This window comes from Lacrimispora brassicae (assembly GCF_054772055.1).
In genome coordinates, this window is record NZ_BRYH01000057.1 from 45,493 (window position 1) to 63,301 (window position 17,809).

Annotated in this window: 17 protein-coding genes; 12 read left to right on the plus strand and 5 right to left on the minus strand. The window is 38.3% G+C overall.

Annotated elements, in window-relative coordinates:
- Window positions 1–80: 80 nt before the first annotated feature.
- The 5 genes from ACYVD3_RS25280 (at window position 81) to ACYVD3_RS25300 (ending at window position 5,898) form a co-directional block, all read left to right on the plus strand.
- On the plus strand, window positions 81–1,433 hold the full coding sequence (locus ACYVD3_RS25280) for an ABC transporter substrate-binding protein (RefSeq protein ID WP_460645268.1): 1,353 nt from the start codon (window positions 81–83) through the stop codon (window positions 1,431–1,433).
- A gap of 94 nt (window positions 1,434–1,527) precedes the next feature.
- On the plus strand, window positions 1,528–2,445 hold the full coding sequence (locus ACYVD3_RS25285; RefSeq protein ID WP_460645269.1) for a carbohydrate ABC transporter permease: 918 nt from the start codon (window positions 1,528–1,530) through the stop codon (window positions 2,443–2,445).
- Between the two features lie 12 nt (window positions 2,446–2,457).
- Entirely contained in the window at window positions 2,458–3,285 is an 828-nt protein-coding gene (locus ACYVD3_RS25290; protein WP_460645270.1) for a carbohydrate ABC transporter permease, read from the plus strand.
- A 17-nt stretch (window positions 3,286–3,302) separates the two neighbouring features.
- Window positions 3,303–4,481 carry a glycoside hydrolase family 88 protein gene (locus ACYVD3_RS25295; protein WP_460645271.1) on the plus strand — a complete coding sequence of 393 codons (1,179 nt, stop codon included), beginning with the start codon at window positions 3,303–3,305 and terminating at the stop codon, window positions 4,479–4,481.
- A gap of 28 nt (window positions 4,482–4,509) precedes the next feature.
- Window positions 4,510–5,898, plus strand: coding sequence for a sulfatase family protein (locus ACYVD3_RS25300; RefSeq protein ID WP_460645272.1), 1,389 nt, complete (start codon window positions 4,510–4,512; stop codon window positions 5,896–5,898).
- Between the two features lie 566 nt (window positions 5,899–6,464).
- Here the strand turns inward: ACYVD3_RS25300 and ACYVD3_RS25305 are convergent.
- On the minus strand, window positions 6,465–6,920 hold the full coding sequence (locus ACYVD3_RS25305) for a hypothetical protein (protein ID WP_460645273.1): 456 nt from the start codon (window positions 6,918–6,920) through the stop codon (window positions 6,465–6,467).
- 500 nt (window positions 6,921–7,420) lie between these two features.
- On the opposite strand from ACYVD3_RS25305, the gene ACYVD3_RS25310 reads away from it, so the two are divergent.
- The 3 genes from ACYVD3_RS25310 to ACYVD3_RS25320 are packed head-to-tail and all read left to right on the plus strand — an operon-like array spanning window position 7,421 to window position 10,567.
- Window positions 7,421–7,750, plus strand: coding sequence for a hypothetical protein (locus ACYVD3_RS25310; RefSeq protein WP_460645274.1), 330 nt, complete (start codon window positions 7,421–7,423; stop codon window positions 7,748–7,750).
- 29 nt (window positions 7,751–7,779) lie between these two features.
- On the plus strand, window positions 7,780–10,050 hold the full coding sequence (locus ACYVD3_RS25315) for a hypothetical protein (protein WP_460645275.1): 2,271 nt from the start codon (window positions 7,780–7,782) through the stop codon (window positions 10,048–10,050).
- A 19-nt stretch (window positions 10,051–10,069) separates the two neighbouring features.
- A complete protein-coding gene (locus ACYVD3_RS25320; RefSeq protein ID WP_460645276.1) occupies window positions 10,070–10,567 on the plus strand; it encodes a hypothetical protein in 498 nt (165 codons plus the stop codon).
- Between the two features lie 254 nt (window positions 10,568–10,821).
- Here ACYVD3_RS25320 and ACYVD3_RS25325 read toward each other — a convergent pair whose 3' ends face one another.
- Window positions 10,822–11,253, minus strand: coding sequence for a transposase (locus ACYVD3_RS25325; RefSeq protein ID WP_460645367.1), 432 nt, complete (start codon window positions 11,251–11,253; stop codon window positions 10,822–10,824).
- An 84-nt stretch (window positions 11,254–11,337) separates the two neighbouring features.
- Here ACYVD3_RS25325 and ACYVD3_RS25330 point away from each other — a divergent pair, with 84 nt between their 5' ends.
- A complete protein-coding gene (locus ACYVD3_RS25330; protein ID WP_460645277.1) occupies window positions 11,338–11,709 on the plus strand; it encodes a hypothetical protein in 372 nt (123 codons plus the stop codon).
- Between the two features lie 110 nt (window positions 11,710–11,819).
- Here the strand turns inward: ACYVD3_RS25330 and ACYVD3_RS25335 are convergent, their stop codons facing one another.
- Window positions 11,820–12,095, minus strand: coding sequence for a hypothetical protein (locus ACYVD3_RS25335; RefSeq protein ID WP_460645278.1), 276 nt, complete (start codon window positions 12,093–12,095; stop codon window positions 11,820–11,822).
- Window positions 12,096–12,180: 85 nt separating this feature from the next.
- Between ACYVD3_RS25335 and ACYVD3_RS25340 the strand changes: the two genes are divergently transcribed.
- Window positions 12,181–12,423, plus strand: coding sequence for a hypothetical protein (locus ACYVD3_RS25340; protein WP_460645279.1), 243 nt, complete (start codon window positions 12,181–12,183; stop codon window positions 12,421–12,423).
- Window positions 12,424–13,107: 684 nt separating this feature from the next.
- Here ACYVD3_RS25340 and ACYVD3_RS25345 read toward each other — a convergent pair.
- Both ACYVD3_RS25345 and ACYVD3_RS25350 read right to left on the minus strand, forming a co-directional pair.
- Window positions 13,108–13,854: a LytTR family transcriptional regulator DNA-binding domain-containing protein gene (locus ACYVD3_RS25345; protein ID WP_460645280.1), complete on the minus strand. Its 747-nt coding sequence runs from the start codon at window positions 13,852–13,854 to the stop codon at window positions 13,108–13,110.
- Window positions 13,832–15,178 (minus strand): sensor histidine kinase, encoded by a 1,347-nt coding sequence (locus ACYVD3_RS25350; RefSeq protein ID WP_460645281.1) that lies wholly within the window; start codon window positions 15,176–15,178, stop codon window positions 13,832–13,834. Before ACYVD3_RS25350 ends, ACYVD3_RS25345 begins: the two co-directional genes overlap by 23 nt.
- Before the next feature lie 176 nt (window positions 15,179–15,354).
- Here ACYVD3_RS25350 and ACYVD3_RS25355 point away from each other — a divergent pair, with 176 nt between their 5' ends.
- On the plus strand, window positions 15,355–15,978 hold the full coding sequence (locus ACYVD3_RS25355; RefSeq protein WP_460645282.1) for an accessory gene regulator B family protein: 624 nt from the start codon (window positions 15,355–15,357) through the stop codon (window positions 15,976–15,978).
- A 501-nt stretch (window positions 15,979–16,479) separates the two neighbouring features.
- A complete protein-coding gene (locus ACYVD3_RS25360; protein ID WP_460645283.1) occupies window positions 16,480–16,671 on the plus strand; it encodes a hypothetical protein in 192 nt (63 codons plus the stop codon).
- Window positions 16,672–17,809: the final 1,138 nt, after the last annotated feature.

A 17,809-nucleotide genomic window follows, 5' to 3' on the forward strand; every position in this document is an offset into this window, starting at 1 on the left:
TATGACCCCAAATCTGGTATCCTTTATAACATAAAGAACACATACGCGCGTAGTTCTAAAAAAAGGGAGGTTTCAAATCAATGAGATTAAGACGAGTTTTAGCTATTGTTTTAGCAGCCGGTATGGCTTGCGCATCTCTAACAGCATGCGGCAGTAAGACTGCTGAAAGCAGTGCTGCAGATACAACCGGAGCAACATCTGCTGCAGAAACAACAAAGGCAGACGAAAAAGCACAGGGCTCTGGCGAGAAGAAGGTTCTTTCCGTTACTACATGGGACTATGATTCATCACCTCAGTTCCAGGCAGTTGTTGACGCTTATATGAAAGAAAATCCAAATGTGGAGATCAAAGTCATCGACACATCAGCCGACGAGTACAACAATTCCTTAGGAATCAGCTTGTCCGCAGCACAGCCGGATCCGGATATCATCTGGGTAAAGGATATGGGCTCCATGCTTCAGATGGCAGATAAAAAGCAGCTCCTTCCTTTGGATGATTTCATGAAGAAGGATAACTTCGATACATCAGTTTACAACGGTGCGGCAGAACAGCTTCAGTACAGCGGAGTTACCTATGGACTTCCATATCGTTCCGACTGGTATGTGTTGTATTACAATAAGGATCTTTTTGACGCTGCAGGCGTTGCCTATCCTTCCAATGATATGACCTGGGATGAGTATGATGCTCTTGCAGCAAAGATGACCTCTGGAGAAGGCAGTTCAAAGGTATACGGAGGACATAACCACACATGGCAGGCGCTTGTAACAAACTGGGCCGTTCAGGATGGCAAGCACACAGTTGTTGACAAGGATTATTCCTTCTTAAAGCCATGGTATGAAGCAGCTCTTTCCTTACAGGATAATGGTTATATTCAGGATTACTCTACTTTAAAGACAGCGAATATCCATTACTCTTCCGTATTTAAAAACCAGCAGTGCGCTATGATGCCTATGGGAACCTGGTTTATCTCAACCATGATCCAGTCCCGTGCATCCGATGAGACTTCCTTTAACTGGGGCATTGCAAGGATCCCTCATCCGGCTGATACAGAAACCGGTTATACAGTAGGAGCTCTTACTCCCCTTGGAATCAGTGCTTACACTGATGAGCCTGACTTATCCTGGGATTTCGTAAAGTTCGCAACCAGCAAAGAGGCAGCAAACATCCTGGCTGAACAGGGCGTATTTACCGGTATCCAGACAGAGGAATCCTTAAAGACTATCTCTTCTGCACAGTTCTTCCCAGAAGGAGAATCAAATGTTGAAGCACTGTCTTATACACACTACTCATTTGACCGTCCTTTAGACCCACAGATCGAAGAAATCCGTAAGGTACTGGATGAAGTTCATGAAATGATCATGATCAAGCAGTATACCGTTGATCAGGGGATTGAAGAACTGAACAAACGTGTTACGGAAATCAAAGGCTGGTAAAATATAATTGCTTGCCCGGAGAGCGCCTTTTCTAAAATTACAGCAAGGCGCTCTTTTTGCGGCAAGAAGCAGGTGAAAAGGAGGTAAATCCTGTATGAAAGAAGTAAAAAAGACACTGACGTCACACCAGATGAAGGCAATCCGAAGTAACCTGATCGGTTATTCCTTTATTCTGCCTAATTTAATCGGGTATGCTATTTTCGTATTCATTCCCGTTATCTTTTCCTTTATTTTAAGTGTTATGAAATGGGATGGCTCTCAGGCTCCCATGGAGTTCGTAGGATTACAGAATTTTGCCCAGATTTTTAGTGACAGGATATTTGTCCAATCTTTTGTTCACACCATTCAATACGCACTGCTTACAGTATTCCCGACCTTAGTACTGTCGCTTTTACTGGCAGTTCTTTTGAATCACAAACTAAAGGGAATCGCCATTTTCCGTACTGCATTGTATTTCCCATATATTGCTTCCATCGTGGCAGTAGGAGCGGTGTGGAATATGTTGTTCCAGCCGGATTTTGGACCGATCAATGAATTTTTGAAATTCATCGGCATTTCCAAGCCTCCCAGATGGGTCGTGGATGTGAAGTGGGCCATGGTGGCCATTTCCGTGGTAAGCATATGGAAATACATGGGATACTATATGATCGTGTATCTGGCAGCCCTTCAGGGAATCTCAGGTTCTCTTTACGAAGCGGCCGGCATAGACGGTGCCAATGGCTTTCAGAAGCTGCGGTATATTACCATTCCCATGCTGACGCCAACCACATTCTTTGTTCTGATCATGCTGACCATCCAGTGCTTTAAGGTATTTGACCTTGTATACGTAATGACAGGCGGAGGTCCTGGCAACGCCACCAAAACCCTGGTCAATTATATTTATGAAAAGGCATTTACCTCATGGCAGTTCGGACCGGCTAGTGCGGGAGCCATTGTTCTGTTTTCTGTAGTGCTTATTATCACCCTGATTCAGTTTGCCGGTGAAAAAAAGTGGTCTAAGGATTTGATGTAAGGAGGGAAAGCGATGAGAACAAAAACAAAGGATTTAAGGATACTTCTGTATCTGGGATTGATTGCTTTATCCCTTTTTATGCTGGTGCCCTTTTACTGGATGGTAATTTCTTCTTTAAAGCTTAATAAAGACGTATTTTCCATACCAATGAAGTGGTGGCCGGATTCGATGCATTGGGAGAACTATAAAATAATCTGGAAGAAGCTGCCCCTTGTAACCTTCTTTTTTAATACCGCCAAGCTGACGGTCATTACGACCATCATCCAGTTGTTCACCAGTTGTTTTGCTGCTTACGGTTTTACGAAGACGCGCTTTAAAGGCAGGGACTTGATCTTCCTTATGTATGTTACCACCATAGCCGTTCCGTGGCAGGTCTACATGGTTCCCCAGTTTATTCTGGTTTCCAAGCTGGGCCTTAACGACACTCATTTAGGATTAATCCTGATGCAGGCCTTTTCCGCATTCGGTGTGTTTTTGATCCGCCAGTTTTATATCAGCATCCCTGATGAATTGTGCGAAGCAGCCAGGATCGATGGATTGAATGAGTATGGCATATTCGGAAAAATCGTATTCCCTCTTGGAAAACCTGCAATGGCGACCTTGACCATCTTTACATTCACCAATGTATGGAACGATTTTATGGGACCGTTGATCTATTTAAAGACAAAGGAATTAAAGACCATCCAGTTGGGTATCCGGATGTTCATATCCCAGTTCGGAGCGGATTATGCATGGATCATGGCAGCCTCCGTATGCTCTCTGATCCCGGTCATCATTGTGTTTTTAAGCTGCCAGAAGTTCTTTGTAGAGGGCGTTGCGGCCAGCGGAATCAAGGGTTAAATGGAAAGGGGAAGTATATGGCACAGACATTGGAACAAATAAAAACCTATCCTGGAATGGAAGAGGGCATGGTTCAAAAGGCTCTTGACGATGCCGTAAAGATCGTCAAAGAAAATCTTACGGAATTTACCGATAAATTCCAGTCTTCCAACAGTTTCGACGGATTTTATGAAGCAACAGAAAATGTGGAATGGACAACAGGATTCTGGACAGGAGTGATCTGGCTGGCTTTCGAGCATACCGGTGATGAGTCATTCCGGAAAGCTGCAGAAGTACAGGTAGAAAGCTTCCTTAACAGAATTGAAAATAAAATCGACGTAAACCATCATGACATGGGATTTTTATACAGCTTATCCTGTGTGGCAGCCTATAAGCTGACCGGCAATGAGCACGCAAAAAAGGCCGCCCTTCTGGCGGCGGATCATTTGGCAGAACGCTACAGGGAAAGAGGCAGATTTCTTCAGGCCTGGGGAAATCCGGGAGAACCGAAGGAATACCGTCTGATCATTGACTGCCTGTTAAATCTCCCCCTGCTTTACTGGGCAACGGAAGTGACAGGAGATCCCTCTTATGAAGAAAAGGCGGAGAACCACATAAAAACCGCCATGAAATGCATTCTGCGTCCGGATCATTCCACCTACCATACTCATTTCTTTGATGTGGAAACAGGGGAACCAACTTACGGTGTGACCCACCAGGGAAACCGCAACGGCTCTGCATGGGCCAGAGGCCAGGCCTGGGGCATATATGGAATCGCCTTAAGCTACCGGTATTTAAAAAATACAGAATACATGGATCTGTTTTGCTGCGTAACCGATTATTTTATCCAGCACCTGCCGGAAGATCTTGTTCCTTACTGGGATTTTGACTTTGATACGGGAAACACAGAGCCGAGAGATTCTTCAGCTTCTGCCATTGCTGTGTGCGGAATCCTGGAAATGGCAAAATATTTGGAAAAAGATAAGGCCATGGTATACTTGGATGCGGCTGACCGGATGCTTCGGGCCCTTGTGGATCATTGTGCCAACAAGGATTACAAAAAATCCAACGGACTGCTGCTTCACGGCACCTACGCCAGGGATTCCAAAGAGAATACCTGTACCAACCGGGGCGTAGACGAGTGTAATACCTGGGGCGATTATTTTTACATGGAGGCACTTACCAGGCTTTCACAGGACTGGGAGCTGTACTGGTAGGAACTGGTGGAAGAGTAAGGAGAAAAAAATGAAAACAAATCTGCTGTATGTTTTTGCCGATCAGTGGCGGGCTCACGCCATGGGATTTATGAACATGGACCAGGTGGTGACTCCAAACATTGACTCCTTTGCCCAGGAGAGCATGAGGTTTACCAATGCTTACAGTACGTACCCCTTATGTTCTCCTCACAGAGCTTCTCTGATGACGGGGAAATACCCTTTCCGTGTAGGAATGTGGACCAATTGCAAAATAGGATTGGAAGAGAAGGTCATGCTAAGGCCCCAGGAGATCTGTATGGGAGATGTACTAAAGGACGAAGGATACCGGACGGGCTACATTGGCAAATGGCATCTGGATGCTTCAGAACTTAACTTTACCTCCAGCCCAAAATCAGGGGCAAGAGACTGGGATGCCTATACGCCCCCTGGAGAAAGAAGGCATGGATTTGATTACTGGCTGTCCTACGGAGCCTGGGATGACCACTTGGACCCCCATTATTGGCAGGATGATGAAAGACAGATAAAACCGGGAAAATGGTCTGCGGAATTTGAGACAGATAAGGCCATTGAATATATGGAATCCAGGAAAGATGAAGAACAGCCCTTTGCCCTGTTTTTATCCTATAATCCGCCCCATCTTCCTTATGAGCTGGTGCCGGACCGGTATTATGAAAAGTTTAAGGATTTGGAAGTTAACTACCGTGAAAACGTTCCTGAGGAGATGAGGGAAAAGGGAGGGCTTCTGGAAACTCAGACAAGACAATATTATGCTGCGATTTACGGGATGGACGAACAGTTTGGAAGAATCCTTCAATATTTAAAGGATCATGACATGGAAGAGAATACCATGGTCATCTTATCGGCGGACCATGGAGAAATGCTTGGTTCTCACGGGCTGATGAGTAAAAATATCTGGTATGAGGAATCCATTCATATCCCTCTTATGATCCGCCAGAAGGGAAGAATTAAGAATGTGGAAAATGACGGGATATTTGCCAGTCCGGACCACATGCCGACCATTCTGGAGCTCCTGGAAATTCCCGTACCTGAAACATGTGAGGGCTATGGCCATGCTAAGGGGATGTTCGGTAAGGACGAGAACGAGCCCCGGGATATGCTGATCTGCTCTTATCCAGGCGGTGCGGAGATGGTAAAAGCATTTTCCGACAAAGGCCTCAGCCATAAGGCTTATGGCTGGAGAGGCATCAAAGATAAGCGATATACCTATGTCATTTTCAACGGCTATACTCCGGGAGAGGAGCAAAAGGAATATCTTTATGATAATATAGAGGATCCTTATCAGGTTAATCCGGAGGTATTGGAGCCGGATTGCCAAAGGGCGGAGATTCTGGTATACCGGGAAACGCTTAAAAACTACCTGAGTCAAACGGATGATCCGTTTTTGTGGGAGCGATAGAAGATCAATAGAACAGGGGGGCGTTGCACAATCAATGCTGTCAAGTTAGGAAAAAAACGTACGAGAAATAAAATCTAAGAAATTAATTTTCTCATGATAATTATTTCAGGCGTGGTTAAAAAATGGTATACTATATACCTCTGTCATTGGAAACAGGATCAGAATGCTCTTTTTTATTAGAGATGTGTTTTTAGATTCATATCAAATGTTTTCCAATACTGGGCACCAGAGCGTTCGCATTTTCTATTTGGTCGTAGGGGCGAACGCTCTTTTTGTGCCTTTTCAATTATTTTAGCCAGTATCCCTTTCATATTTTCTAGTAAAAGAAAGAGAATTGCTCTTGCTGTAAGGCCACACAAGTAACTCCGATTTGTCTGATAGTCTCTTTTTTGTTTCCCTTTTGCCGTATCTTTTCCTTTTTATTACTTTCTTTTTTCAATATAGATACGATATTTGCCCATAAATAAATGTGCATAAAACTCCTGACGGATACATTCTGGCTTTTTTCCACAGAATTTTTCAATCAATAATCAATCTTTCAGCTCTCCATACTTTGTTTCTATCCCTCAACGCCGGAAATAAAGTTCCTTATAATCACTGATTTTCAGTTTCGAATCAAATATGTTTGTAACAAGCATCTCTATTTCTCCACTTTCAAGTGGAAATTTAATAATCATTAATGGAATTTCTAATCCTTTATGTATGTCCATAACCACGCTTTCACCCAGTGATGCATCATTTACACATAGGAAAGAAAAGACTTTGAACATCTCATTAAATAAAACAAATCCTTTTGGTGAAGAGCTTGAATGATTTTTTGCGATGGATACCCATGGTCGAACAACAAAACCGGCCGATAACAGGAATCGCTCTCCAAGGCAGGGGAATCCAGTAATGATTCTGTGTGTGCCCGTTCTCCTGAACAGACATTTCCAAAAATGACATCTGAAATCAGATGATTTGTCACATTGTAAAGCATAGATACTTTCGGAATATGCAGGATTTGGAATACCATTTTTCATTGATTATGCAACATCCCCATTATTATTCTACAAGCCGATATACTATGGTAAAATTTATACTTATGTAATCAATTAGTATTTTAATGTATCCAATAGTAATTGGAGAATTCTTGTTTAAATGATAAAATATAAAATAAATAAAAAATTGTAAAATAAAGGTAAAGATTTGTTAATTGTCAAGTAATTTAGTAAACAGACTGTTTTTAGCAGTGGGTATATTTACTCCCATCATAAAGAAGAAATAGTGTGGATTCGCTTCGTTGAGACCGACAGACTCTGTTGCCTTTTCAGGAGGTCTGCCAAGCCTGGACCCTAGAAGAAAGCCTCTTCGTGTTCAGATTGATCAGGTTGGTTTTTGGGGAATATATTAATTAACATGTTGTGATAAATGAAGTAAGAGAAAAACTATAAATACGGTGAACAAAACCAGGTAATTTTATTGGAAAGAGAGCATCTATGCTCATACAATGGGGAAAAAGAGAGGAAGGGAGGCAAAAAGAGTGTCTTGTTATTGCAGAGAAATAAGAAAATGTGAGGCTGATATTAGAAAAATATCCCATGCACGCAAGCGTTTCCAGGAAGCGAGCCAATGCAATGATGGAAGGGTTAAGAATCATATAAATAATCTGGAGTTAAACCACAGTTTGTGCATAACACCCGATAATATCGGGGTACTGTCCGAGGCTATTTTACTCAGCAACAGGTTGTACCGACAAAGATCCGGGGATCTGCTGGACCACTGTGAACAGGAATTAAGCAGTCTGGAAGAACGATTATCTGACATGGAACGCTGGGATTATAATTATCATGAGCGTGAAGAGGATGACTAAAGAAGATAAGAATGGGGGGAGTGACCCAGATGGAACTGTTTCAAATAAGTATACCGGTGTTGGAAGAAACCTGTAAAGGACTTAGCAAAGATATTGAACATTATACCCGGATTGCAAATGAGGTAAAAGTATGCTGTAATACCCTCACAAGCGGTTCATGGGAAGGATATGCAAGGGATTGTTTTGTAGAAAAGAGTCAGGTGTGGTACAATGAGACAAAGCAGTTTATCAATCAGTTGACCGCACTGCATCTTACTTTATCCGGGAAAGTACTTCCAAGAGCCATAGAATTAAATCAGAAAGCTTTGCGGTTTCCGGAAATACTGGAGGGAGGGGGAGGAGGATCTGGAAGTGAAAACCTCTTAACCTACAATGAAGACAGTCAGGAAACCATTGATTACTGCCACCGGATGCTGCAGGCAGATTACGAGGAGGTATGGGATCTGCTGGAGTCAGGGAGAAAAGAATTAAGCGGACTGTCCTATGCAGAAAGAACAAAAGATAAGCTAACCAGTGAAATTAAGGAATGCATCGAAGAAATTGTAACACAGAAAGCCAGGCTCCAGGCATTGCAGTCAGAAATGAGAGAATACGGCGAAGGAATCAGGGAGCTGGAATCAGAAGTCATAAAGGATATGTCCCAGTACGAGATGCCGGAAGGCTGGACCAGTGGGATGGTAGAGATACACCGGCAGTTTGGAAGCTTTAAGACGATAGAGGCTGGTGTGCTGACCCATAACTGGAGTCAGATGCAGGAATACATTGATAAAGTATGGGAGACCCTGCCGGACCGGGAACGGAAGGAGCTGATCGACCAGTTAAAGCAGGAATTAATGGGGAAGGAGATTTTGGGAGTTAATGACCCCAGAAAGCAGCTTGCAATCGTAGTTCTGGAAGAAAAGGGATATCTTGTGATCAACAACCGGCAGATATCTTTGCAGGCAGGATACATAGAAGAAGCAGTCGGCGCATTAAGCGGTATCCAGATGAAAGACGGATCATTCCAATATAGCTGGAATGATAACGGGAGGCTGCTGGAACAAGGGCAGAATAGTCAGGAGGCGTTATTAAAGCTGGTTGAGATATTTAAATTACTGCCTGTGGAAACAATGGCAGAATTAAAGCAGTTAGTTGGAGCAGACCGGATATCCATGGAAGCATATGAGAGATTGAAACAGATGTGTCAGTGGTATCAGCTGCCAAAGCTGGAGCAGGAAAAGCTTCTGGTTTTGCAGGAACTGGAGGCGAACAAAGACCGTTTGATGACAGACCTGGGTCTGGATGAAAAGGCGTTTGAGCAGATGAAGGCTCATCATCTGGTCATAGTAGAGCTCTGGGGAGAATATGAGAAGGCCATCGAAGCTTACCAGCGGCTGGATGTGGAAACCAGACTGGATCTCTATGGTTTGGAGGGAAATCCTGAAACAGAGTACATATTTCTGACAGATCCGCTGCTGATGGAGTATGGAAAAGAGGAACGTCTGGCAATGCTCAGGGAGATCCAGGGGCAAAACGGAGTACTTAGCCGGGAAGCATATGAAAGAATAACGGGAAAGTCAGATCCTTATGGGATGATGTGTGCTAAAATTGAGATATCGCATTCAGGCAGCCTTTGTAAAATGACGTATGGAGATGTGGGAATTTCCGTGGCACAGTCAGAAAATGAAAGAATTAGTGGGTTCGCGTTTATCCTGCTGGCAGCATTAACCGCCACATATTCATATAAGAGCAATAATCCGGAAGCATACGAAGGGAATCTGGATTCAATATATCGTCTGGACCGGATGGAACTTGACAGTAAAAATGGTTTTAAGAGCTATGAATATGTGCCATTGACACCAGAAACGTTAAAATGGCTGAATGAAAAGTATCCAATCGCCGGGGACCCTAATTTTGTTGGGCCAATTGCTAATGAGGGTTCGGGGCAGGCAATAAATGCTGGGTTTGATACTACGAGAATTAATGTAGCAAATGGTCCGACTAGATTCAGCCCATCAAATAATGCAGGTTTGGAACATGTTAAAGGCAGACATTTCTCACCTGGAAAAAATGCAGGACAATTTAGTATAACAGTTGATGAATTGAAAGATATTCTAGGAAGAAAAGATGTAATAAATACTGTTGGTACAATTTCTCAAGAGTCGGGACAGTATGTAAGAGTCGTAGATGTTGGACAAAATATAGGAACAGTAAAACCAAGTATTCCAGAAGTTGGAGGTCAAAGTACCTCTTGGATTGCAATTTATACGGATGTAAAAGGGAATTTAATTACAATATATCCGGTTCCAGCCCCACATTAATTTTTCTAAGGAGAGTTTTATGGAAAGACAAGAAGAACAATTATGGCAAGAGTGTAAAATGGTTTTTAGTCAAACCAAGAACATCAAAACAGACGAACTGTTGAGTGCAATAATTAATATTGTGAAAAAATATGAAAATATTTTAAGTGATGTAGCAGACAAGGATTTTTTGGATTACATAACGAATATGGACTTTTCGGATTTTATTACAGGAACAAATGGTGATAATTATGAATTGATTTTAAATGGTTACATGAAAACAGATAAATGTAGCCTAAGTGAAATATGGAGAATCTTATCACAGCTCATTTGGGATCTTAGTGCGATGGTTTCCGATAGGGTTTGTCCAAGTTGTAGGGGAGATAATCTTGCTTATTACACAGATAAAACGGATACGCATTTGTATGAATCATGTTTGGGATGCTTTTCTACTTGGGAAACTTCAAAGTTGATTAAAAGACCGAAAGAGATATTTCCAGCTCCTAAAAGTGTTCTAACTAGGTTCCGGATAATTTAGTTAAGTTCATAATTTATGCGTTAAATGAAAAGGTAAATTCATATTTTGGGGGTGCGTGAACTGCCCCCCCAAAAGTTAGACCTGATATGATCCTCTTAAAGTCAATGTCATTAAGTTAAGAAGAAAGTCGATAGATAAGATTATGAAGTAGGTGGCGAATTCAATTATGAGTTCGCCACTTTTGTGTAAAAGCACATGCCAAAAACAGATGAGCATTTATGATCATCTGCAAATTCGTATTCCATTAGTAGTGACTAGGAAATCCGGTATACAAATCCAATTGCATTTTTTATGTTTTGAAATCTCTTATATATCCTATCAGGACGTATAGAAGATAAGTACTTTGGTATCAATGCAAGCAAAATTTTTTCAGTTATCTTCCCGTTGTAATACTGACGACAAAAGTTTACTGCATTTGAAAAGTCAATCCTTTTGTTTGGAGGTGTTTTTATCTGATATGCTATTAATGCAGAAAAATTATACATAATCAGTTTTGAGAAAATCTCTTGAAGTATCAAATCATATTTCTTGCTATGAATACTAGCCAGGCCAATATTATACTTTAGCTCCCGAAAAGATGTTTCAATATCCCACCTCATTTTATATAAGAGTTTTAACGTTTCTGCCGGAAAAGCATCTGCTGGTAAATTAGTAAAGAGTGTTTCATATGATTGGCAACAAGCAATAACAGCCTTTCAAAACGGTATTGCAACAGAAGCACAAAAAAGTTATTAGAAAGCGGACATTGGGTTGCTCCATAGGGGGTAAAAATGGATAATATAATTTGGGATTTTTATAAAGGGTATGAAGGAGAAGGTGAAATTCAATTTATACAGGTACTTGACAATGATAATAGAAATGTCATAAGAATATGGGATGGATATTTTGACGACATCATGGAAAAAATTGAACCAGAGGCAAGTGGATGGACTGGCTTGGCGTATTGTTATAACCTTGTTGAAGGATGGTATGATGAAAGTCCATGGCAAATACCTAATCTTATGAAAGCATTTCAGCAGATTAAACAAACTGAAAATGCAAAATTTCGATTTCTCAACTCTAAAAAGGTAACAGATGAAATTTGTAATCTTCTGAGTAATGCACTTGACAATGACAATTATGTTTATATTGCAAGAGAATAAATTGAATTTTTTCAATTGGATTTTTTAACAATTGTAAAAGTTTTTTGGACCTTTAAACCAGGGTTATTATTTGGTTTGAAGATCTGTTTCGTTGATTTTGTTTTAAATTATTATAATTTATAGATAAATATTAACAGTTTAACCCCATGCATAAATCCATGCTGATACAGAAAATTTTCTTCTGATGTAAGTAAATTCGTGAGAGAATCAATGTAATATTCAACCAGTTCCTTCTCTTTGCTGGGTAAATGTTCGATAAAAATTTCAGCCTGCAAAATTTGTTCATCTTCCTTCTTTGATTTGTCAGGCTGATTTTTATTGAATATATCAAGTAGCATGTTGATACGTTCCTGAATGAACATATCCAATAATTCCTGTTCTGTCATAATACTCCCCTCCTTTGAAAACATACGATGCCGGAATAATTACAGAAAGTCGATACCAGAAACTACTAAAAATCGGTGTTTTAAATTGGACAAAGAGATTAGGCGGATTCAAGTATTACTGGTTAAGATGGTCGATATTAATAAGCCTATTATACCTTGGGAAAGTATGGGAGGAATATATTTATATTCTGATATAAAAGAAACCAGAGAACTACTAGGAAATACACAATTGGTTTCAGGAACAGTATTGAATAATTTATGGGTAAGGTATGAGATTAAGGATACAATGTATCTGTTTTTTACACTTGGTCAATGGAAAGCTTTTTAAAATGACCACATTGGATAATTACAAAGGCAAATTATTTTGTAATATTGGAGTTGGAACATTAGAATCTGATTTATTAAAGTGCGAGCCTACGTTTATCTATGATGATTTTGAAGAGATTTATGAACCCCCCAAAGGCGCTTTTTTGAAGACGGATCCTATATCAAAAAAGTCACTCAAATATCTGTTTACATCAAGGAATTAGATAATGATGACTTTGAAAATGCCAATTGGTAGCAAACTTTCAATTAAGTTTTGACCTTGAAAATTTATGCTACACTTCAAATTTATGAGAAGCTATAACAGTGCTATAATTTAAGGACAACACGGTGTTTGGCTGCTGGTATCTCGCAGGCCTTTCGGCGAAGCCTTGTTATCTTTGTATAAAATGTGACTCTCCTGGTTGTCTTTATTATTTCATAACTGGAGGGATTTGGGGAACGGCAGGTTATTCATCGCTTACTATTTTTTGCTGTTACTTTTCTGGTTCATCATAAAAAAGATATTTTTAAAACTTCTCTCATATTTTAATTTATACACTTAGCAATAATAGGAGGCAGCCGTATATTTCGGCTGCTTTCTATTATGTATACGATCAACATAGTGGAGAATGGACAAGAGGTAGAATGATAATATTCAAAGAACAAAGAGAAACCCAATGCTCATTCGTAAAGCTTTTCCCGGTAATTATGGACGAATGCTGTTTAGGGCTTTCTGCACTTTTCCCATCATACGTATAGAGACGGAGTAGGTTTCCTTGTTATTCATGAAAAGCAAAGCGCTTTCCCTGGAATATTTTTCCACATGCTTCAGATTTATAAGGGTGGAACGGTTACATTGGCAGAAGTTAGAATTCAGGGAGGTGTGGTATGCTTTCAGTGAGCCTGAAATTTGCCGAACTCCATTTCTGGTATGAACAGTAAGCTTATGGGAATCATCACCGGTCGTAATCGCTACAATGTCATTTTGATCCAGAACCAGGGAATCTTTATCAACTTTAATGGATAAGAGCCGGTTGGAAGAGTCAAGCTGTGCTTTGTAATTTCTTTCTGCATTTTGTATGCAGGAGCAGATTTGTTCCGGCAAGGTCTCTGAATCATCTTTTATAATAAAATCCATTGCTTCCACCTTATAGCGGAAGGTTAGCACAGCCATTTCACTGTGTGTTGTTACAAAAACAACATAGCCACGTGGATCATATTTGCGTATTTCCTGGGCTAATTCAATTCCATTTTTATTTGACTGCAGATCAATATCCAAGAAGTAAAGTCCGATAGTATTGGAGCGCCTTCGCATGGAAAGCAGTGTCTCCGGTTTTGAAGTTACACAGTAAAGCATGGACTCGGTTGAGTTCATTAATAGATATTTCGCTATGATGTCTTCCCAGCGTGTTAATTGTCTTTTATCATCTTCACAAAGGTATATGTAGATCATTTTTGTGCTCCTTATTAATCTTATGTATGAGGATTAGTTCTTGTGTGAAATAAGGTTCTTCATAAGTAGTATTCCAGATTGTATTTTTATAATTATTTAAGATTGTATCTACATTAAATAGACCGACTCCTCTGTTTTCTCCTTTTGTTGATATTTCATGGCTTCGAAGATCTGATACGGCATAAATTGGAGGAACTGCAGTGTTTTGAATGATGAGATAAAGATCTTTCTCTTTATAAAACATACAGAAACGCACTTCTTTTTCTTCTGTTTCCATGGCAGCCTCTATAGAATTATCTAAAAATATGCCAATGATACGGGAAAGGTCCAGACAATCCATGTTTAAAGCATTTATTGGTTCAGTAAGCTCTATTTCCGCTTTGATCCCTATCTCCATCATGTAGACGAATTTGGAGGAAAGTAGACTTTTTAACGCGGTATTCTTTATATTGGAGAGATTTCCCAACTTGGTATCTGATTCTGTAAAAGCACGGCTGATGGGGAGGATTCTTTCGCAATAATACTCCTTTAAACTCTCAATATTATCTTCCTTAAGATATCCTGACAATGTGCTTAGAATATTCATGTAATCATGTTTAAACTTTCGCATAACTACATATGATTCTTCCAGCCTGTCTGTATAAATTCTCAAGTTTTCAAATTGAGCCATTCGATGCTTATAAGCTTGTTCTGCTAATGTTATCTTATAAATATAAGACATAAGAAAAGCTGTGATTGCAAATAATATTAGAAATATAATTCCGTTTAAGGCAATAACACCGTAATTGTAACCTAAATGTTCACCATAAGAGAAGTTAAAAATATAGAGAAAAACAAGGAATATCAAATCTATAAAAACGGCCGTCAGTAAATGTTTGTTAATAAAAAAATGGGAGATTTCTAACTTTTCATGAAAGTACCAACCTATTAGTTTAGTTGTTATTCCGCAATATATACAATAGATAACAGAAAAAATAACTGACAATTTTTCATGGGTCATTATTGTCTCCATCTCCATTTTTAATAAGGCCACCGCCATCCACATAAACAAGTAATTAAATGCTACAATATAGAGATAACCAAACAAGTAGCAGCATATATTGAAAATGTGATTTTTTGTAAATAAAAGAGTGAAAATGATTATTCCTATACTAGTCAAAAATGTACTAGTTTGTCCAAGTGATCCTTCAAAGCTAAAAAAGACGCTAAAAATATATAAAAAGATAATTGCTCTTTTTATATATGAATATTTATGTGGTAGCAAATTTATATAAGAAAAATAAACACATAAACTTCCAGCCATAGTACAAATCAAATTATTCATGATTCACCCCACTTTAACGAATATAAATATTTTACCTTGTTATGCAGGGAAAGTAAAGAATATTGTATTAAAAAAAGCAATAATTTACACTTGGGAAGGAATATACAACGAAAATAGCAAAAATTTTATTTTGTTCAAATTTATGATAGGATTAAAGTCGAATGGTGGTGAAAAATATGAGCATTTCAAAAATATCTACAGAAGTTTGTAAGTGGATGAATAAAATTAATAATAAGAATCCAGAAGAAAATGAGATAATACAGCATGGATTAGAATTGTTATTAGACAATGTCTTGAAATTCCTCCTCATTCAAATAATTGGAATTGTTATAGGAATGGGTAAAGAGACAGCTTTGATTTTGTTTTCCTTTTGCGGTTTAAGATTACATGCAGGGGGGATACATGCTAAAACAGGTATAGGTTGTACCTTGAGCATGATTGCTATTTGGGCCGCCTCCATTTTATTTAACATGTTTTTTGAAATTAAAATAGCAATATTGCCTTATGTTTATATATTTTGCGCTTTATTAATTGTGATATATGCTCCGAGAACTATTAATATACAATATTTTTCTTCAAAAGATATATGGAGAAAGAAAGTATTGTCCCTTGTTTTTTTAACATTGTTATTGGTAGTTGCGGCGTTAAATTCAGAATTACGTGGATTTATAGTATATCCGGTTTTTATTGAAGTATTAACATTACTTCTTAGAAATAAAACAAACGAAAAGGAGAAAGATGAAGATGAAAAAAGAAACCATTATGAAGCTTCAGAAAACATTAACAAAAATTTCGCTTAATTCAATAGGAAGGAGTTTTCCTATTGGTTGTTATGAAAGAAAAATTCCGGAAGCAGTATTAAAAATGCATAACGAAAATTCCAAATAGAAATATGAGGAAAAGAATGATAACTTATAGTTTATGTTCAAACAGTCCGGTATGAGTTATATAATGATCATATGGTCATTATAAATGGAAAAAGCGCTGATATGTTTAAGAAAAAAGTACATATAAGTTTATTGTATGATTTTCAAATCCAATAAGTTGGAATTTGTATTATGACTGTAGTAACTAGGGGGAAACTTTTGTATAGGAAGGTTAGATTTCTGTAATCTAGTTAAATAAGTATATGCAGAATCTGTCTTCAACCAGAAGTTTTATGATACTCAGTAGAATAAGGTGTAAATGATTACTGCCCTTTGAGCTAATTTCAAAGGGCAGTCAGTCAATATTGGAGCTATTTGCATGAAATATGTTTGGGTTTCCTGCGCAAGGGATGACAAAGATAGGAGAAAAGTCAGATGATAAAGAAACTATATCGAAGAATTTTAATACTGGATTATAATTTAGCAGATGCTTTTGTGCAAAAGAATATCATGTCAAAGCGCAGAAAAAGAAAGATTATTCCAGATGAATATTTTATTGATGTGACAACCACCATACCGGAAAGAAAAGTTGTAGTGGAAAATATTATATTTAACCAATGTGAGTAATTGATTAAATAAGTGAAAACAATGTCATATTAGGCTAAATATTATATTAAATATTAGAATCACTGTAACTGTTCAGCCCCCTAATTTAAAAATATGTTTCGGAGTATTTATAATTACGTACCGAAATGCGTTGTATGGAGGAGTGGAATCTAATTTGTGTTTTTGGAAAAAATGGCTTCTTTTTGGTAAGAATAAAGATATGAAAATTCTTATCGAAAAGGAGCCTGTTTATGGTTCCAAGGACATTCTTCGCTTGCTCAGGAGTTTGATTCAGCCGAAAATTTTTGAGTGCCAAAATGATGATTAATAGAAAGGTTAAACGGATAATTGCGAAAAAACCCACCCCACAAGAATATTCATCTTTCCAGACTTTGTTGAAATGACAACTATTGGAAAAAACCTATTTTGCGCTTGAGATTTTATAGATTGTATACATAAGAAACACTGTAATAACAAATAGCACCAGGAAAATAATCCCATTTAATGCAATGATATCATGAGTATAGCCAATGCGTTCTCCATATGAAAAGTTAAATATATAAAAAAGTACTAACAAAAGAAGATAAACAAAAATAGCTTTTAATAAATCGTGATTAGTTAAATACTTAGCAATAGTTAGCTTTTCATGTATGTAATAAGCAATTAATTTAATAGTGGTTCCGCAAAACATGCAATAAATACAAGAAAAAATTATAAGAAGCAAATTACGTGTAATTAGTACCTCTATATCTATTTTAAAGATGAAATCAACCATCAATAAAAACAGATAGTTAAATGTAATTGCATAAAGATAGCCAAATAAATAACAGGACAGACTTAAGTAACGATTATTTGTAAAAAAATATATCAAGAGTATGTTTCCCCCAAAGGTGATAAACGTACTGGCCTGTCCATAGATTCGGTTAAAAAGAAAAACAGTACTAAAAGTGTATAAAAATACAACAAGTCGTTTAATAAATGTCAACTTATCGGGAAGTAAATATATACAAAAAAAGTAATGACATAAGGCTCCTGTAAAAGTATAAATAAAATAAGTCATGATGTATCTCCTCGCCAGTATATATATGCATACATTTTACATTATTGTAAATGGAAAGTAAAGGAAATTGTATAAAAAGAACGTGCACTTTGCCCTTAG

Bases quoted from the DNA above. Each gene is read 5' to 3' on its own strand.
- ACYVD3_RS25280 (WP_460645268.1), top strand. From the start codon at position 81: ATGAGATTAAGACGAGTTTTAGCTATTGTTTTAGCAGCCGGTATGGCT.
- ACYVD3_RS25285 (WP_460645269.1), top strand. From the start codon at position 1,528: ATGAAAGAAGTAAAAAAGACACTGACGTCACACCAGATGAAGGCAATC.
- ACYVD3_RS25290 (WP_460645270.1), top strand. From the start codon at position 2,458: ATGAGAACAAAAACAAAGGATTTAAGGATACTTCTGTATCTGGGATTG.
- ACYVD3_RS25295 (WP_460645271.1), top strand. From the start codon at position 3,303: ATGGCACAGACATTGGAACAAATAAAAACCTATCCTGGAATGGAAGAG.
- ACYVD3_RS25300 (WP_460645272.1), top strand. From the start codon at position 4,510: ATGAAAACAAATCTGCTGTATGTTTTTGCCGATCAGTGGCGGGCTCAC.
- ACYVD3_RS25305 (WP_460645273.1), bottom strand. From the start codon at position 6,920: ATGAAAAATGGTATTCCAAATCCTGCATATTCCGAAAGTATCTATGCT.
- ACYVD3_RS25315 (WP_460645275.1), top strand. From the start codon at position 7,780: ATGGAACTGTTTCAAATAAGTATACCGGTGTTGGAAGAAACCTGTAAA.
- ACYVD3_RS25320 (WP_460645276.1), top strand. From the start codon at position 10,070: ATGGAAAGACAAGAAGAACAATTATGGCAAGAGTGTAAAATGGTTTTT.
- ACYVD3_RS25330 (WP_460645277.1), top strand. From the start codon at position 11,338: ATGGATAATATAATTTGGGATTTTTATAAAGGGTATGAAGGAGAAGGT.
- ACYVD3_RS25335 (WP_460645278.1), bottom strand. From the start codon at position 12,095: ATGACAGAACAGGAATTATTGGATATGTTCATTCAGGAACGTATCAAC.
- ACYVD3_RS25345 (WP_460645280.1), bottom strand. From the start codon at position 13,854: ATGATCTACATATACCTTTGTGAAGATGATAAAAGACAATTAACACGC.
- ACYVD3_RS25350 (WP_460645281.1), bottom strand. From the start codon at position 15,178: ATGAATAATTTGATTTGTACTATGGCTGGAAGTTTATGTGTTTATTTT.
- ACYVD3_RS25355 (WP_460645282.1), top strand. From the start codon at position 15,355: ATGAGCATTTCAAAAATATCTACAGAAGTTTGTAAGTGGATGAATAAA.
- ACYVD3_RS25360 (WP_460645283.1), top strand. From the start codon at position 16,480: ATGATAAAGAAACTATATCGAAGAATTTTAATACTGGATTATAATTTA.